The organism is Pseudomonadota bacterium, from assembly GCA_026388315.1.
Lineage (GTDB): Bacteria > Desulfobacterota > Syntrophorhabdia > Syntrophorhabdales > Syntrophorhabdaceae > MWEV01.
Map to the genome: position 1 here is coordinate 92,485 of JAPLKA010000058.1, position 17,011 is coordinate 109,495.

The 17,011-nt window shown below is 41.2% G+C and carries 17 protein-coding genes; 1 reads left to right on the forward strand and 16 read right to left on the reverse strand.

Annotated elements, in window-relative coordinates:
• Window positions 1-61 precede the first annotated feature (61 nt).
• The 8 genes from NTX75_09345 to NTX75_09380 form a co-directional block, all read right to left on the reverse strand.
• Window positions 62-574: a hypothetical protein gene (locus NTX75_09345; GenBank protein ID MCX5816429.1), complete on the reverse strand. Its 513-nt coding sequence runs from the start codon at window positions 572-574 to the stop codon at window positions 62-64.
• A gap of 70 nt (window positions 575-644) precedes the next feature.
• Window positions 645-1,052: a four helix bundle protein gene (locus tag NTX75_09350; GenBank protein ID MCX5816430.1), complete on the reverse strand. Its 408-nt coding sequence runs from the start codon at window positions 1,050-1,052 to the stop codon at window positions 645-647.
• Between the two features lie 37 nt (window positions 1,053-1,089).
• On the reverse strand, window positions 1,090-2,940 hold the full coding sequence (locus NTX75_09355; GenBank protein ID MCX5816431.1) for a nucleoside-diphosphate sugar epimerase/dehydratase: 1,851 nt from the start codon (window positions 2,938-2,940) through the stop codon (window positions 1,090-1,092).
• A 76-nt stretch (window positions 2,941-3,016) separates the two neighbouring features.
• A complete protein-coding gene (locus NTX75_09360) occupies window positions 3,017-4,390 on the reverse strand; it encodes a sugar transferase (GenBank protein MCX5816432.1) in 1,374 nt (457 codons plus the stop codon).
• A gap of 105 nt (window positions 4,391-4,495) precedes the next feature.
• On the reverse strand, window positions 4,496-5,623 hold the full coding sequence (locus tag NTX75_09365; protein ID MCX5816433.1) for a glycosyltransferase family 4 protein: 1,128 nt from the start codon (window positions 5,621-5,623) through the stop codon (window positions 4,496-4,498).
• Between the two features lie 25 nt (window positions 5,624-5,648).
• Window positions 5,649-7,505 (reverse strand): YdcF family protein, encoded by a 1,857-nt coding sequence (locus NTX75_09370; protein ID MCX5816434.1) that lies wholly within the window; start codon window positions 7,503-7,505, stop codon window positions 5,649-5,651.
• Entirely contained in the window at window positions 7,490-7,636 is a 147-nt protein-coding gene (locus NTX75_09375) for a hypothetical protein (GenBank protein ID MCX5816435.1), read from the reverse strand. Before NTX75_09375 ends, NTX75_09370 begins: the two co-directional genes overlap by 16 nt.
• Window positions 7,623-8,474 carry an O-antigen ligase family protein gene (locus NTX75_09380; protein MCX5816436.1) on the reverse strand — a complete coding sequence of 284 codons (852 nt, stop codon included), beginning with the start codon at window positions 8,472-8,474 and terminating at the stop codon, window positions 7,623-7,625. Before NTX75_09380 ends, NTX75_09375 begins: the two co-directional genes overlap by 14 nt.
• Before the next feature lie 31 nt (window positions 8,475-8,505).
• Between NTX75_09380 and NTX75_09385 the strand changes: the two genes are divergently transcribed.
• On the forward strand, window positions 8,506-8,892 hold the full coding sequence (locus tag NTX75_09385; GenBank protein ID MCX5816437.1) for a hypothetical protein: 387 nt from the start codon (window positions 8,506-8,508) through the stop codon (window positions 8,890-8,892).
• A gap of 462 nt (window positions 8,893-9,354) precedes the next feature.
• Here NTX75_09385 and NTX75_09390 read toward each other — a convergent pair whose 3' ends face one another.
• The 8 genes from NTX75_09390 to NTX75_09425 all read right to left on the reverse strand — a co-directional run bounded on the left by NTX75_09390 (window position 9,355) and on the right by NTX75_09425 (window position 16,838).
• Window positions 9,355-10,788: a radical SAM protein gene (locus tag NTX75_09390; GenBank protein ID MCX5816438.1), complete on the reverse strand. Its 1,434-nt coding sequence runs from the start codon at window positions 10,786-10,788 to the stop codon at window positions 9,355-9,357.
• On the reverse strand, window positions 10,785-12,485 hold the full coding sequence (locus NTX75_09395) for a bifunctional glycosyltransferase/class I SAM-dependent methyltransferase (protein ID MCX5816439.1): 1,701 nt from the start codon (window positions 12,483-12,485) through the stop codon (window positions 10,785-10,787). Before NTX75_09395 ends, NTX75_09390 begins: the two co-directional genes overlap by 4 nt.
• A 58-nt stretch (window positions 12,486-12,543) precedes the next feature.
• Window positions 12,544-13,398 (reverse strand): polysaccharide deacetylase family protein, encoded by an 855-nt coding sequence (locus NTX75_09400; protein MCX5816440.1) that lies wholly within the window; start codon window positions 13,396-13,398, stop codon window positions 12,544-12,546.
• On the reverse strand, window positions 13,323-14,171 hold the full coding sequence (locus NTX75_09405; protein MCX5816441.1) for a peptidoglycan bridge formation glycyltransferase FemA/FemB family protein: 849 nt from the start codon (window positions 14,169-14,171) through the stop codon (window positions 13,323-13,325). Before NTX75_09405 ends, NTX75_09400 begins: the two co-directional genes overlap by 76 nt.
• 170 nt (window positions 14,172-14,341) lie before the next feature.
• On the reverse strand, window positions 14,342-15,412 hold the full coding sequence (locus tag NTX75_09410; GenBank protein ID MCX5816442.1) for a DegT/DnrJ/EryC1/StrS family aminotransferase: 1,071 nt from the start codon (window positions 15,410-15,412) through the stop codon (window positions 14,342-14,344).
• Window positions 15,409-15,648, reverse strand: a complete 240-nt coding sequence (locus NTX75_09415; GenBank protein MCX5816443.1) for a hypothetical protein — start codon at window positions 15,646-15,648, stop codon at window positions 15,409-15,411. Before NTX75_09415 ends, NTX75_09410 begins: the two co-directional genes overlap by 4 nt.
• Window positions 15,649-15,655: 7 nt before the next feature.
• On the reverse strand, window positions 15,656-16,576 hold the full coding sequence (locus tag NTX75_09420; GenBank protein ID MCX5816444.1) for a glycosyltransferase: 921 nt from the start codon (window positions 16,574-16,576) through the stop codon (window positions 15,656-15,658).
• A complete protein-coding gene (locus tag NTX75_09425) occupies window positions 16,566-16,838 on the reverse strand; it encodes a hypothetical protein (protein MCX5816445.1) in 273 nt (90 codons plus the stop codon). The genes NTX75_09420 and NTX75_09425 overlap by 11 nt, the downstream gene beginning before the upstream one ends.
• Window positions 16,839-17,011: the final 173 nt, after the last annotated feature.

Below are 17,011 nucleotides of genomic sequence, written 5' to 3' on the forward strand. Positions count from 1 at the left end.
GAAAGGCTGTGTAAGTCCGCATTTGTCGAGCGATAGCGGGCGGCAAAAACTTCATAGCCTCCTATTTTTTGCATGCTGTTATAAATCTGTCTACAAGCCCATCCACAGCGTTTTTGATAACACCAAGAGTACCGATATTCGCCACTCCTGTTATGTTAATTGACCATGTACTTGCCAATGTTTTGATGGACGGGTTTGCCTCCAGAGATACAACCTGTTTTAATTCCAACCAGACATTATAGGCATACCAATATTTTTCGGTTTCGTGCGTATTGATATTTACATACAGTACAGGTCTGCCCGGCGTTTTTAGCCATTCATCCTTGGTTAATACTTTAATCCCATTGGATTTCAGCTTTGTCTCAACATCTTTTTGTATTTGCTCTTTTGCAATGCCTGCCCTTTGAGCATACTTCTGGACATTCGGCTGGATATCCTCCACTATTACATTTACCCCCTCCAGCCCTTTAATTGTCTGGCGGGTAAGTTCAGCATCAACCCCAAACGCCGGCAATCCGGTTATGAGTATAAAAAAAGTAAGCAGAAAGATTTTGAATATTGGATTTTTAATCATAAATACCCCCATTATTATTCTATTTTAGCTACAGACGGGCGCAGACGAACCACGAAATGTCTCTCGCCCGCTACCTTTCGGTAAGTTGAGTTAGTTGAGTAGTTTCCTTTTGGTTTTTAAGATAGTTAATGTAACCATTAATAACCTTTATATTTTCAAAAAACATTTTACGCAGATTTTCATGAACCTTCTGCTCAATATAGTCTTCATCCAATACAACAGTAATATAGTCTAACATTTCATACAGAGAACCTCTTGCCTGACGACAAAATTGAATATTTTCCTGGCAATGATACCTTCCGTTGCCCTCGGCAATATTTGCGGTTATATATCTTGACGCCCTTATCATCTGATCGACTAATCTGAATTTTTCTTCCTGAGGGAATGTTTTTACCGGTCTTGCTATTCCCTTTCTCAAATTTCTCGCCATTTTCCATGCTTCCAATGTTTCAATTGTCGACCTCGTTTCGTACTTCATGTTCCTTACTCAACTCACTCTACTTACTTTACTCACTCTACTGGTTCGCTGTTTCTTCATAGTGTTTCACATATTTCTTAAGCAGTTCCTTCACTTTCCCATCATTCCCTATTGAAGATTCTGATATCAGTTCCCTGAATTCCTTCAAAATTCCTTCAATTTTCTCTATGGAATACTTTTCACTGTTTTTTGCGATAAAGACCTTTTCGTGCTTACTCGCCATTGTTCCTTCTTCGGCGGTAAGAATCTCTTCAAAGAGCTTTTCTCCAGGCCTTAAACCTATGAATGTGATATCAATATCCTTGTTTGGTTCCAAGCCGTGGATTCTTATCAGTTCCTCTGCAATATCGATAATCTTCACAGGTTCACCCATATCGAGGACAAATACCTCTCCGCCTTCACCCATGGTAGATGCCTGAAGCACCAATGATACTGCTTCTGGAATAGTCATGAAATATCTCTTCATGTCCTTATGGGTTACCGTTAACGGGCCTCCGTGTTTCAATTGATCAAGAAAAAGTGGCAGCACGCTCCCCCTGCTCCCCAGCACATTACCAAACCTAACAGAAATGAACCGGGTTGAGTGGTTAATTGTTTCATCCTGACCCCTAACCCCTGACCCCTGACCCCTATCGTCGTTAAACGCTTTACAAACATATTCCGCCATCCTCTTTGTTGCGCCCATAATGCTTGTTGGTCTTACTGCTTTATCGGTAGATATCATGATAAATTTCTCTACACCATAATCAACTGCAACTCTGGCAAGATTGTATGTGCCGAAAATATTTACTTTTACAGCCTCTTTCGGGTTAAACTCCATCATAGGCACATGTTTGTATGCAGCGGCGTGGAATATAATCTGTGGCTTAAATGCTTCAAAAACCTCTTTTAATCTCATTTCATCCCTTACATCACCGGTTATGTAATGTATCTGCCCGGACAAATGAGGGAATAGTCTGTTGAGTTTAAGACCAAGGTTATGTAATTCTGTCTCATCAATATCAAAAAGGATTACCTCTTCAGGATGAAAAACGCATACCTGCATTACAATCTCCGAACCTATTGAACCCCCTGCACCTGTCAGTAAAACTGTTTTTCCTAATACAAAATTACCTATTTCTTGGTAATCCACCGACACTTGTTCTCTGCCGATAACATCCTCTATATTAATCTCTCTGATGTCAGCAAGCGTAACACTGCAATTTTCAATAATTCTTCGTATATCAGGAACAACTTTTATATCCTTTATTTCGGTTTTTCTTACGATTGCCATTATTCTTCTCATTTCCTTACTTGTTGCCGAAGGGATGGCAATCAATATTGATTCAACATTAAACTCATTGGTAAGTTTTGGTATATCTGCAGTCGTTCCAAGTACTTTAATTCCCTGGATAGAACTCCCCTTTTTATTTATATTGTCATCTACAAAACCAATTGGAGTATATTGGCTCTTACTGTGTCGACGCATATCCCTCGCAATTAGCTCACCAGCGCTGCCTGCACCGATAACCAACATTCCCTTTCCATCTCTTGAATATTCATTAATAATGTGGAAATAAACCCTTTTAGAAAATCTGAATGAACACACAAACAATAAAGACAATATAAAATCAAACAGCACTAAAGACAGTGAAAGTTTTTCATAGGCATTACCAGGATTGACTAAAAAATTAACAAGTAAAACACACAGCGTGCTTAAAAATAAGGCCTTAACAATATCAATGGTTTCATGGGTGCTGATAAATCTCCACGAGATCGTGTAAAGCCTGAAAATAAAAAACAGTGTAACTTTTATTAGTAAAAAAATAGGGATATACAAAAGCAGGTTGTATTGTGACGGGATGGTCCAATCGTATTTAATTAAAAATGAGAGGAAGAATGCCAACATAAAAAAGAAGATATCTCCTGCCATATAAAAAGCTACTCGTTTGTAAAAAGTCTTTTTTATCATTTTGAAATCAGATTTACCTCGCTCCTTTACCAAATAAGACTACCCGAACAGTGCGCAGCAAAATATGAAAATCAAGAAATGGGGAGAGGTTCTTGATATAGAAGAGGTCGTATTTGAGCTTCTCCAGGGCATCTTTCACCGTAGCCCCGTGCGGGTAGTTCACTTGTGCCCAACCCGTGACACCGGGCTTCACAGAATGCCTGATTGAAAAGTACGGGACTTTTTTCTCGAATTCCTCCACCTCCTGCATCATCAGCGCCCTGGGGCCTATCAAGTTCATCTCTCCTTTAAGCACGTTCCACATCTGAGGCATTTCGTCAATCCTGGCAACTCTTATTATCTGCCCCACTCTTGTAATACGAGGGTCATCCTTTCTTCCTGCAAATTCCCTGTCATTTTCGGTACCAATTTTCATAGTTCTGAATTTGACTACTTCAAAAAGGCTTCCGTTCAAGCCAACCCTTTTCTGTCTGTAAAAAACAGGACCCTTTGAATCAAGTTTTATGGCAATCATAGCCAACAGAAATAAAGGCAAGCCTATTATAAGAAACAAGGATGAAAAGGACATACTGATCAGCCTTATAATCCTTCTGTTGTAAAGGTTCTTTCTAACACCGTATATAGGCATATTAAGAATCCATAAATCGTTTAAATATTCGATCTGTATTTTACCGAGAACCTCCTCATAAAACGACGGCACATCATATACATGTATTCCATTTAATTTGCAATTTAAAACATTTTTCAAAAGGTCGACATTTTTCAAATTTTTTATTGCAATAACTATATTGTCGACATGCTCGTCCCTGATAATTCTGTTTATCGCCGTACAATCGCCCAATACCCTGATTGAGTTATACAAACCCTGCTTATCGGGATCATCGTCAATAAAACCGACTATCCTGTACGAAAGATCATTTTTTAATATCTTATAAATATTATTTCCTGTCTTTCCCGCGCCAACAATCAGAAATCTTTTTTGTCCGGCAGGGACATATTTCTTGAATGCTATCTCAAATACCAATCTCCACAAATAGGTCAGAATACAGATCAATATTGCGTTTATAATAAAAACTTCTCTACTCAGTTCAGTCTTCGGGAAAAAGAAAAAAATAATCAGCACTACCCATGTCGCAATAACTGTGCTTGTTAAAAATATAAATATATATCTGGCGCCTCTAAATCTGCTATCAAAATTATAAAGGTCTGCTATGTAAAAGCAGAATATGTATGCAAAAACAATTACCAGAATTTCACTCGATGATTGGAGTGGTTCAAACACAAAAACATGGAAGCGTATTAAAGGCGCCAAAAAATAGGCACAGTAGATAAGTAAAATATCTCCCACGAGCAACAAAAACTTCTTTTTTGGAATATGTTTCAGCATATTTCTAAAATGTTAAAAAAATCGGCTATCGGCAGACTTCAAATAATTGTCTTTGCTATAATCATGTTCCTAATCAGGAAATGCTACTGATTAATTTCTAAAATTTCAAAAAGAAATGGTTTTTTCTATAAGTTCTTGATAATATTTTATCACGATCTTTTCATCAAATTCATTTTTTACTTTTTCTCTGCTGCTCTGACCCATCTTTTTTCTCTCTGACTCACCAATCTCAATCATTTTCATTATAGCATCTGCAAGACCCTTAACGTCTCTAACGGGTACCAAAAAACCATTTTTCCCATTTTCTGTAGTTTCTCTACAACCTGCTACATCTGTTGTAATAATGGGTTTTTCTAAAGCCATAGCCTCAAGCAACACCTTGGATAATCCTTCCCTGTATGAAGGCAACACTACAACATCAGAGCTATTCATAAAAGGTCTTACATCGTCAGTTTCTCGAAAATAATTAATAATACCTTCTTCGTGCCAGCTTTTTATTAAGCTTTCTGGTATACAAGAAGAATTACTATTGTCACATGCACCAAGCAATACAAACCTTGCATCAAAGTGCTTCTGTTTAACAAGTCGTGCCGCTTCAACAAATTCAATCACACCCTTGTCGTATAACATCCTTGAAGCCATAAGAAAAACAACCCCATCTTTTTTCACAAGTTGATTCTTAGAGAAGTCGGGTGCAAAAAAATCTGTATTTACACCTGAACCTTCAATGAGTATTGCTTTCTCTTTCTTTACAATATTCTTCTTCAAGAAAATATTTTTATCTTCATCGTTTTGAAACACAACAAATTGTGAAAAAGAACATATTATTTTATATAAAAACCTAACAAATACTTGGAGTAACGAGTCCTTTATAAATACATACCCTAAACCCGTAATTACATTAATATACTTAGTTCTGTTTAAAAGAGCAGATATGCTGCCATATATATTCGGTTTAATTGTAAAATGAATAATCAGATCGGGTTTTTCTCTTTTGTATATCGCATAAAATTCAAGAAAAAGTTTGAAATCTTTTAATGGATTTGTACCTCTTCCAACTAAGTGTTTTATGACAATGAGTTTGAAGTTTTCGGTTTCAACCTTTCTGGAAAAGCCATCTTCCGGTGCTATGGCTACTACATCAAAACCACTATTCTTTAGTGACTTCAATAATCCTAATCTAAAATTATATATCGACCAACTTGTATTTGAAACAATTAAAATTTTTTTCATATAAAGTAATCGAAAGACTTGCTGTTCACAACCAACCTTTCATGTAATTGTATGCAATCGCCGCGTATTCGTATGCAATCGCCTTGATCTGATCCACAGTAGCACTCCACCGTGGATTGCTTGGCGGGGTATCCATAACAGCCGGTGCTAGGACGGCGATATCCGGGGCTTGTTTTCTCCACAGCCAGAGCGCTCGACGGCCGTGGTAGGGTGAGGTTAAAAAGAGTATTGAGCGTGCGCCCTGAGATTTAAGCATTTGGCTCACCATGACCACATTCTGATAGGTGCTGCTGGGGTACTTGTCGAGTACATGGATGGCGGAGTGCGGAACGCCCTTGTCAACCAGGAACAAACGGATCACTTCTACTTCGGAAATGGTTTGTTCCTTGCCTGATGAAAGGAAAATGATTGGTGCATAACCTTGCTTGTAGAAACGTGCTGCATCAAGCGCCCTGCGTTGGTAGCTGGCGTTGAGATAGGTCGATTCACCATCGCCGCTGAACACCACGATACTATCGACTGGTTGAGGCGTGTGCTTAACGACCAACTGGTCCCCAGCAAACCAAACCAGAGGAGTATGGAAGATAAGTAGATACAGGCAAACGACAAATGCTGTTCGAATCAACCAACGGGCACGAGAGCGGCGGTAGTATTTGATCAAGCTTTCTTTCCAACTGGCCGGTGCTTGTGACTTTAGGAGAAGGTGCTTGTCAAGAACATCCATAATCCCCGCAAAACGCTTATCCCATGTGTTCTCCTCGGCAACAGCTATACGCTTATCGCGCATTGACTGTGACTGAATCTGCGGATCGTCCAGAGCCAGCTTGACTTTAGCGATGAAGTCAGCACTATCTTGACCTATCGTAACCACATCGAGAAACTGCTCTGCGAATGCTCGGACTTCACGTATGTTGGTTGAAACAACGGGAACACCCATCGCCAAATATTCGTTTAACTTGCATGAGTAAACACTTTCTGTAAAAGATGTCCGAAGATAAGGGATCAAAGCGACATCGAACCCCTTAATATAGGCGGGTATCTGATCATGTGACCGTGCGCCGAGCAATTTGATGTTGGAAAAAGTTCCTAGACGGCTGACATCAGTGTACGGTGGGCCTACCAACGCAAATGTCACTGAAGGCATCTGCGTCGCCATTTCCAGCAGGAGATCTTGATCCAGCACACCGCTCAATGCCCCGACATAGCCGACAACGGGGCGAGGTAGTGAAGCCATATCATCGGGAGTAGATGCTCGCTTTATAGCGGTAGCAAACTTTACAAAATCAACCCCGCTTGGAAACACATGCACATCTTGGGCATGTATCGCCGCTCTTTCGCGTATGGCTTCAGAAGTGACAAACACCAGATTAGCCCGGCTAAAGAGCAAATCCTCCCATGGGCGCAGCTTGTACACGGCGGACGAGGAACCCGCCATGTTATCCACACAGTAATAAATGACCAATGCAGGATCAACATCGTGAACCAGTGCCTGAGCCAGAGGCGTAGGCAGGAAAGTAAACACAACCGGGTCATGAAAACGTGCAATACGCATCCATTTGCTGACCGACCTGGAGAGCATGAACCTGTTAATCCAACCGGCAAGACGGGAGTAAGGAAATGGCAGGAAAAGTGGAAAAAAAACCGTCAGATCGGGTTGAATTTCTCTAAAACCCCGCGCACTTTTAAACCAATTGATTATCCGCTCACGGACGCGGCCAATATCCTCAAACCTTGGGCCACGCACCCCGGTATTCTCAACGAAGAGCACCCGATTACCAGCAGCGACCAAAGAAGTTGCCAACTGTTGGTGCATCTGCCAATGGGTTGCCCAGTCGATTGATGAAATAATGATGACGTTGCGATTTATCATTTTCTTGTCCACAACAGTGGTTGACCCATTAATCTCTCGTCAAAATCAAGTAATTTTTCTGCTATCCTCTCCTCCAGGATGTTCCATAACAGCAAACGCAGATACACCACTTTCATATGATTACCATCGTTATTCAAAGGCATTAGACACCCCTCTAATTATTCCTTCTTTTTTATGAGTTCGCTTATAAAATGATCTGGGTTCACATCGGGGTGAAGGACTTCCCTGATTGTCATTTTCATGCGGCTCCGCAATATTAGATGCGCTCAATAATAACGCTCCCAACAGCCAAAAAGAGCGTATGGATAATATATCGACAAAAAACCCCGTTATAAGATAACCTATAAATCCCCAAAAAAAATATGTACTTATAGTTTTCCAGGTCGAAGCGCACGATTTGTTGATCAATATCCATGCTGTCCTCAACAGCAAAGTTAAGAACAAGCAGATTGCCGCAAGGCCCAGCAGACCTGTTTCAGCCAGTGCACCGAAATACACAGAATGAGGGTCTATCCCCGGGATGATGTGATCGTTTATCATTGAAGTGTTTTTCGCGACCGAGAGGTCAACATAATGTTTTACCTCGTCAGTGAAAACTCCCTGACCCACGCCGAAGAGCGGGTATTTTAGAGCCATATTAACCGCGGCGGTCCCAAGGAAAGCTCGTATGTCATAGGACGTGTGAATATTTACGGTTAGCAATTCTGCGGTTGTATCTTTGGATACCGTGACCGGATAGATTGTCCATATTGAAGCTATAACGGCCGATATCAATAGAAATACCGCAAATGCAGCGGTTATGATTTTGAAAGGCAGCAAATAACGAACTGTTTTTTTCAGGAAAAGCATCGACGAGAAAGCAAAGAAAAGCCCTGCCAAAGACCTGGAGTACGCGATGATTGCGGCTATTAAAATTATGCCTATGCCAAGGATGATGGCGGCCGTCCATTTTCTATCTTTATTTATTTCGAAGAACGCCATTCCCGAAACCAAGCCGAGCTGAGAAAAGATTATGAACATTTCCGGCGAGACGAGGGTAGAGCTTATTCTCTGGAACGGTATCATGGAAGCTTTGGACGGCGCATACAAAAGAAATTTCATAGCCCAGGAGCAGTTGTATATTGTAAACGCGGCGAAGCTTGCCAGCCCGAACATGGACACAGCCGCAGAGACGATAAAGATAAGCCGGATACAATTTTCAAAAACTTTCTTTTCACATAGGATCGAAGAAGCGGTTATAAAAAGCGCCGATAAATATATTAAGCCGATAAAATCAGGCATGCTTGTAATTATCTTCTTTGAAAATACGCAGGAAAATAAGTTAAACATAATCAATAAACCAAGCGCAATAAGGATTTTAGCGTCAGGCAAGCGCGCTTTTTTAAAGGTCAGTGCATAGAATGACCACAAAAGGAAAAGAATTGCAAATACGATATCGGCATATTGTATCTTATTGCCTAGGGGGAATGGTCTTGGCAGACACATGAGGGGCAAGAGCAATAGATACAAAAAAAACAATGAAGTTATTATTTTCTTTAGCTTATTTTCCATTGTAATGATATTCAGAATTTTACGCACAAAATACTATATCGCTACCCAAATGCGGGGTGCTTACCCTGTCATCGCTCACCGCAATTAAAACAGATATTTGCCAACCAATTGAGCTTTTTATAATAGCATTTGGTTTGTATATCCTGAGAATGAGAGAACGTAGCAAAAACCATTATCTCCTGCCAACGCTATGACGACGAGGAGACCTTCGCTATGAAGCTCTATAAAACATGTTGTTTGAGCAACAGGCCGTTGACATTTGACATTATTAATCACGCAAATTATATGCTTGCATTTAAAAAATTGAATTTCAACGCCCAGTTCGTTTATCCTTGTCCTTAGTAACCATCAATAAACGATATGCCCCTTTCAACTTGAAACAAAAATCTTTGAAACTAACAAGTTTGAAAACCTGCTTGAATACATATGCCGGCCTGAAATAGAACTTTCTATATGCCTCGTTTAACAACTTGTACATCTCTTCGGAGCTCAAGTTATCTTCACACAATGGAGGATTGAACTCAGGCTGTGGATTTAATGCAAATTTTTTCCATACATCTTCTTTAAGCAAACCGCTACTCAGCATATTTTTATATATTTCTGTATAAGGATATGGAACCAATACATGAAACTCAACAAATGTTGGGTTCAGCGAATATGCAAATCTAAACGTAGCGTCCATTTCTTCTCTTGTCTCAGTTGGTGCGCCAATAATGAAGTTACCCACCGTCTCAATTCCTACCTTATGACAAAGCTCAAAGACATTTCGTATGTCCTGAAGTTCAACTCCCTTTTTGAATATTTTCAGTACTCGTTCAGTGCCAGATTCAACTCCAAAGTGTATTCTGTTACAGCCTGCCTCTTTGCACGAACGAAGCACTTCTTCATCGAGAAAATTTATCCTCCCGCGGAAGCTCCATATAATCTTAAAAGGAAGACTCTTAATAGCTTCACACATTTCTGACAAACGTTGCTTGTTCAAATTAAAGAGATCATCAAAGAAAAAGAATTCATTAATGCCAAATTCTTCATAGCACTGTTTGATTTCTGCGACAACATTCTGTGCAGAACGCAGACGATATTGTTTATACGGGCTGTTACAGAAAGTGCAGGGGAACGGACAGCCCCGACTAGAGCAAATACTGGTTATCCCTGCACCTCTTGCTACAGCAGATTTAACCCTTTCCATTGAAGACAAATGCCTAGGAGGGAAAGGCGGTTCGTCCAGGTTTTCCACTTGCCAAGGCTCATTAAGCACCGTATTTTCCAAATCCTTATATCCGACGCCTCGAACATCTTTCCAGCTTTTGTTATCACGTACTCGACGACAAAGTTCACGAAAAGAATATTCTCCATCACCACGTATCACGCAGTCCACCGGAAATGTATTCAGAGTTTCATTTGGGTAGGCTTCTACATGGGGCCCGCCTATGCAAATAACAATCCTGGAGGCTTCTTTTCGTACTGCGTCGACCAAAACCTTCAAGTCATAGAGACAATCCGTATAAGAAGAAAATCCTACCACCTGGGGTTGGAAATCTTTGATAAGGTCAGCCAAGTCCTTTTCGTCAGTCTTCTCCAGTGCCATATCGAGCAACTTTACTTCAAACTCTTTATTTTGTTGAAGCATGGCCGCAATATACATAAGCCCCAAATGGGGGAAAACTCCCATATCATCGGCTTTCAAAGGATGTGGCCCCTTTATCTCATGGACAGCAGGTGGATTTACTAAAAGAACTTTCATTTTACACTCTCCGTGTCAAAATTCTTGTCAGAACGGAGATTGTTAACCTTCTTGCAAATAAATAACCTCACGTCTCCCAGAGCGAAAGGAAACACACAGGATTTCGGAAGATACTTCGATACAAACATACCCACGCTGCGCACAAAAGGATTCATGTTTTTCATTACTCCCTTTAGCGCATATGGAAGAGAAGCGTAATGAGTATGATTAAAACTACCCAGCAATTCGAAACCGTGCCTCTGAAGAATATCAACAATAACTCGCTCACTAAAGTAGGTTAGGTGCATTGGAAGAATCCAGTGCCACCTTTTTTTCAATAGTTTGGCTATTTGAGAGTCTATCATAATCGTTGAGAACACAAATATTCTGCCATCTTCCAATATAAAACTAATCTCTCTAATAAAATCATCCGGATTTTCCAAATGTTCTATAACATCCCATGATGTCACTATATCGAAACCCATACCTGAGAACTGTGAACCTTTAGAAAATATATCAGTTATTACATTATGCCCCAAAACTTCACTCGAATATCTTGCAGCAACTCTTGATGGCTCAACGCCAACAACGGTATGCCCTTCAGATTTTGCAACTTCTATAAAAGCACCATAATATGATCCTATATCAAGAATTTTCAGTTTCTTTTTAGGTAAATATCTGGATATTTTTTTAAAGGCACTTTTAAAGGTTAACATCTTTACATTGAAATTTTCCAAATACGTCTCATCATCTGTATCAAAATAAAAGTCACTTACCGCAGAACCGTAGGTTGCAGGGGGAATCTGTATCAATCCGCAAGAGAGACATTCTTGTAGAACTGGACGCTTAGATCCGGTCTGAACGCTGGAACATTTAAAATTATCGGATGTCAATTCGTCAAAACGTTCATCTCGTCCATCTTGCCAGATTGGAAGCAACGAATACTCTCCACAAGATCTGCAGTACGAAAATCTCATTTTTGTCAAAGAAGGTCTTAATGGTTTCTCATTTCGTCTAAGTGCCAAGCTAACTAAATCTACAAAGCTTTTTATGACTTGACTTTTTGGTATCTTTGACACATCATTTTTTCGGTCTTTGAAATATATAGGAACCTCCAGTAGCCGAACTCCAATTTTCTCCATAAGACTGACAGTTTCTACGAAATATGAATATCCGTTGCTGTTTAATCGATAAATAGATGCTGTTTTAAGGGTATCCACATCAAACACGCGGAACGATGTAGTCAATTCGTGCAACTTAATCCCCAACATAATTCTAGCCAGCTTATTTCCAATGCGTGAAACCATCTTCCTGAAGCCAACGTAATCTGATTTTCCTCCAATTGTATAACGTGAACCAATTACAAAAACATTTTCTCCAGAATGGGCAAGCAATGATGGGATCTCCTCCGGTCTATGAGACAGATCAGCATCCATAGTTACTAGATATTTGTAATTATTTACGATGGCATATATTTTCATCATCTTATGCGCCGATCCGAGACCATTTTTAAATCGGCGTGTAATCAAATGAACATGTGAATCTGAAGCCTTTATTTGACGAATAATATCAGAAGTTCCATCTGGCGAATTATCATCAATAATTAGCATGTCTTGCGATTCACCTAAAGTAAGCCTTACACGTTCAATAAATTCACTAATATTCCTGGCTTCATTGTATGTAGCCGTTGCAACCAGCACTTTTTTATTATCCGTCATTTTGAGCACTTGTTCTTATTCTATAGTGTCCACTAAAAGCATCTTGCATATCTTCGCTTCATTGCTGCATTGACAGGTATTGTCGCCAATGACACCAGTCCCAATCCCCGTGCAATTTCTGCCTGAAGATGCGAACGGAATCTGATTCGAGAATGCAGGTACGGCATAGCATGAGACAATTTTGTGATGAATGGTTTATATTAAAAATACTTGAAGCTCCGATCTTATAACCTACGTTCGCAGCAGCATCAATAACACGTTGGTTGACGCGACCATGAGGATAGGAAATAGACACAATTTCTTTTCCTGTTAGATCTTCTAGATAATGTTTGCTTGATTCAAGTTCATCCCGTAATTTCTCCTGACTACATTCTGTAAGGGGTGCGTGGGAAACACCGTGGGAGCCAATGGTTACATTCGGTTTTTCTGACAGCATACGCACTTCTGCTTCGCTCAGATATGGATGGGTACGGCTTCTTCGGATATAGGCGGTTGAGATAAATACGGTGAAGGGTACCTGATACCTTTCCAATATGGGAGCGGCAATGGTGAGGTTGTCCCTGTAACCGTCGTCGAAGGTAACGGCAACCCCATGCTTTTGTTTTGTATTAAGAGTATCAGTCAGTCCGATAATGGAAGTTTCTTTATATTGAGAAAGCTCTGCCATATGAGTTTCAAACAATTCCGGCGAAATACTAAACAAATTCCGAAAATCTTCTTTGATGGGTGTCCCAACGGCATGATAAAGCAAGATTCTGAATCCGTTTCGAGACTCCGAAGATTTACGGCAAAGTGCAAATATCTCAGATATGCCGCAGGCGATAACTCTATGCCAATTCATAATTTTCCGGCTTTGTATCGAATAGCCCAGTTTATAGCGTAACGCATCATATCGAAAGATGCCCATTCCCATTCACCAATATACTCAACCAAGTTACCGCCGAACCCCCTTTTAAAATGATTTACACCCTCTGCCGAAGAGTTTTCGGGATCAATCCCACCAAAATCAAAATCAGAAATGCCCATTTCTCTTAGAATGACAATCATTCTGTTAAACATAGCATAAGCAGCGCTGATTTCCCTCCCCCTTGCATTCGTTGCGGCGTTCATGTAAAATGCTTTTTGGCCGAATATCAGGATGAGACAGGAGGTTACAGCATCTCCATTAATGTAACCGTTCAGGATTAGAACTTGTTCTCTGAGTGATGCACACATATCTTCAACGTCTTTGCGATTCTTTGATAGAGATTGAAAGATCTTCCCCTTGACCATGTCGCTATGGGTTTTCAGGAAATCAGAAATATCCTTATCTCCGTTTCCGACTTTCCAGTCAAGGTTCTCTGCAGTTGCTTTTTTTAAATAGTATCGGTGCTTGGATGCCATCTGCGGGAATAAATTCTCGTTTTCTGCAGGAATCTCCAGTGTAATCGAATAGCCACTGTTTATTTTGAATATCGGCCTCGTCAAATGACGATTGAGGCTATAGGAAAAGAAAGCTTGTGTTGGCATAAGGCTGTAAAAACGGACCGTTGAAATTCCTGTAGATTTTTTTATGGTGAGCAAGAGAGATTCAATAATGTTTGAAATATTTTTAATATTTGTTCCTGGAAAAACAAGAACGGGTCCACCTGGAGCCCAACCAAATCTAATGCCGGGAAATGGTGATTTCATCATGATCTGAGCCATTGCGACGCGAGATCCTGATTTGTCAATGGCGGCGTATCTTAGTGGCGTCCATCCGGACCTTCGTTTGAATTCTCCCCAATTATAAGATTGAAAGATATTATAATCTTTGCTTTTGAGAAGCTCATGATCCCACTCTCCAGAATGATCTTTATCCGTGCGTTGTATCCATTCTACCATGAGAAACCTATTATTCGGATATTTTTGAACCAGTTAGGAGCTGTTGGAATCACATCCTCCGGCAACTCCGGCCATGAAAAGCATTCCAGGTCGAGTTTCTCCAGGACCTCCTTTACTTCGTCGATCTGGTTTCCCGAAGTATAAAAAGGGTAGGCATAAGGAACCACATGCTCCGGGAGAGAGGCGAAGACCGGTTCAAAACCGTTCCGTCTCATAACAGAATCAAGCAAACGATACAATTCACAGCGACGCGATATTTCCTGTTCCGCATCCAGATGATCAAGAAAATACTGGAGTTCTATACAGGGTGCGGCGTTTCCCGGCAAGCGAAATTCCGCATCGGGTGCTGAAGGCGCTATTCTATTCCCGGACGTGATTTTTCTTGCCGTTCGTATGATGGAAGTGAGAAACCGGATCATTCGGAGATCAATAAACCGTTGAGATTTATGTATAAGACGCTTCACGCGAAAGGAAATAGAAATCCCTGCTGCGGAGGGAACGATCTGTGGTTTGATCGTATAGCTCTTATCGTGGGCGTTGATCACCATGGCTGCACCATTCGGGAGCATCAACGTTTTCCTTAAACTGAAAATTCCTATATCACCCCGGGTGCCGAGCGCTTGCCCTTCTTCATCACGACTCAGGAAGCCATGGGCATTGTCCTCAATGATGACAGCTTCGGTCCTTGCTGCATATCGTTGGAAGGGCTCCAAGCTTTGCGGAAAACCGAAGTAGTTAACGGCCAAGATGGTCTTTGCAAACGGCAGGGCATCGGGCAGTTCCGCGAGCTGCAGGTCTTTATCCACATGGTAATAAACGGGGACAGCACCGATTGTATTGATCGCAGATAAGAGCTCCCGGCAAATGAAAGCCGGGAGAAGCACGCTATCGCCTTTCGCACAGCCGATAACCCTCAGGGCTTCGTATAAGGCGTGACGGCCATAACTGAAATACCGAACGGAACGGTGATTGACGAATGCATCGAAACTCCAGTCGCCACTGTTTTCTGTCGGGAAGCATAGATGACTGATACGCTCTGCATTTGCTTTCTGAAGAGTGTTCATCCCTTTATTGCCGATGATTCAATACAAATGACATTTTGCCTGGCAATGAGGGACGCTGCTCCCGGTAAATGCTCCGTCATGAATTGCTCCAGCTTGACGGGGTAAGGATCGGGCCTCATATGAAAATCCGGATGGAAAAAAAGCTCCGAATAGCTAACATGGATGCGGACTTGACCGGTGCGGAACGGTTTCCATATGCCGATCCACTCCGATTCGCACAGTCGTTGCAATTCCATTTAAAAATCACGATTTTATTCTTGCCGCATTCAAGAACATAAATACCCAGGATTTCCAGTTAAACAGGTCACAATTTAAAGCAGTCAAAAAATATTGGTGAGCCGTCTTATGATTACCTGACCGCATAAAGGCGCGACCTCCGCCACGAATAATGTCAGCCCGACGTTTGCGCATGAGATATTTATATAGAGATGTCTTGGGTTGCCACCCTTGAAAATGGGCATTAACCACATTGAGGTTATGCTGGCAGTGTTCCCCTATTTTGGCTGTGATTCCCTGACCGAACATACGATAAACACCAAGGATAACATTTATGTATGCAATGCTGCAATTGATCCTTGCCAGACGCAGCCAGAAATCATAGTCTTCAACACCGTTAAAAGACGGGTCTTCAGAAAACCCGCCTGCTGCCAAAATCTTTTCCCTTTTTACAACTGTAGCTGAAGTGGAGATGGCATTTCCTTTATATAAAAGATCTCGATATGATTTATGAGGGCCGCAACATTTACGTCTTATTCGCCGACCGATTTCTTCGATCCATATATCATGGCATACAATATCCAGGTTGGGTGATTTTTTGAAGCGCTGTATGACATTTTCAAGTTTCGGCTCCAGCCAGACATCATCGGCATCCAGGAAGGCGATGTAACTGCCCGAAGACGAATTTATACCCGTATTTCTCGCTCCCCCGATGCCCTTATTTTCCTGGCAGACGATTTTCACATGAATGGCCGGATGTGCATTCGCCCAATCCTTGACCCTGTCATATGTACCATCTGTTGATCCATCATCTACAACAACGATCTCGTAATCCGATACAGATTGCCGACAAATTGAATTCAAAGCATCTTCAATAAACAACTCAGCATTATATGCGGGAACCACGACGCTGATAAGGGGTGTGGGTGTCGACAATCTATCTCTCATATCTCTTGTTATCGCTTGGACAAGATAAGATTTTGAACTTGTGCTGCAATTCTTTGGAAAGGTAGTGCCGGAGCGGCGGCATGAAAATGGGCTTCGCCAGGGGGATTTTTATGGTCAGGCGCCTGTCGATCTTTCCCTGAAGGGTGGACTCTGTGCGATAAATTTTCAGTATGGCATTGAATCCGCAGTGAACCCGGGATTCCTGAATGGCTTCATCAATACCATAAAACCGGGGTGCGCTAATCAGGATTTTCTTTTGCATTGTTCCAGGCAATCTTTCATGGCATGCGGAATTCCGGAGTCTACGATCATCTTCTCCGTCTTCAGTTTCAATTCTCCATAATAATTGATGGGTTCGGCAGGGTCTTCCTCGCTGTACGGCGCCTTTTCTCCGTCATAAATACCATTTGATGATATGAAGATGAGCTTCGAATC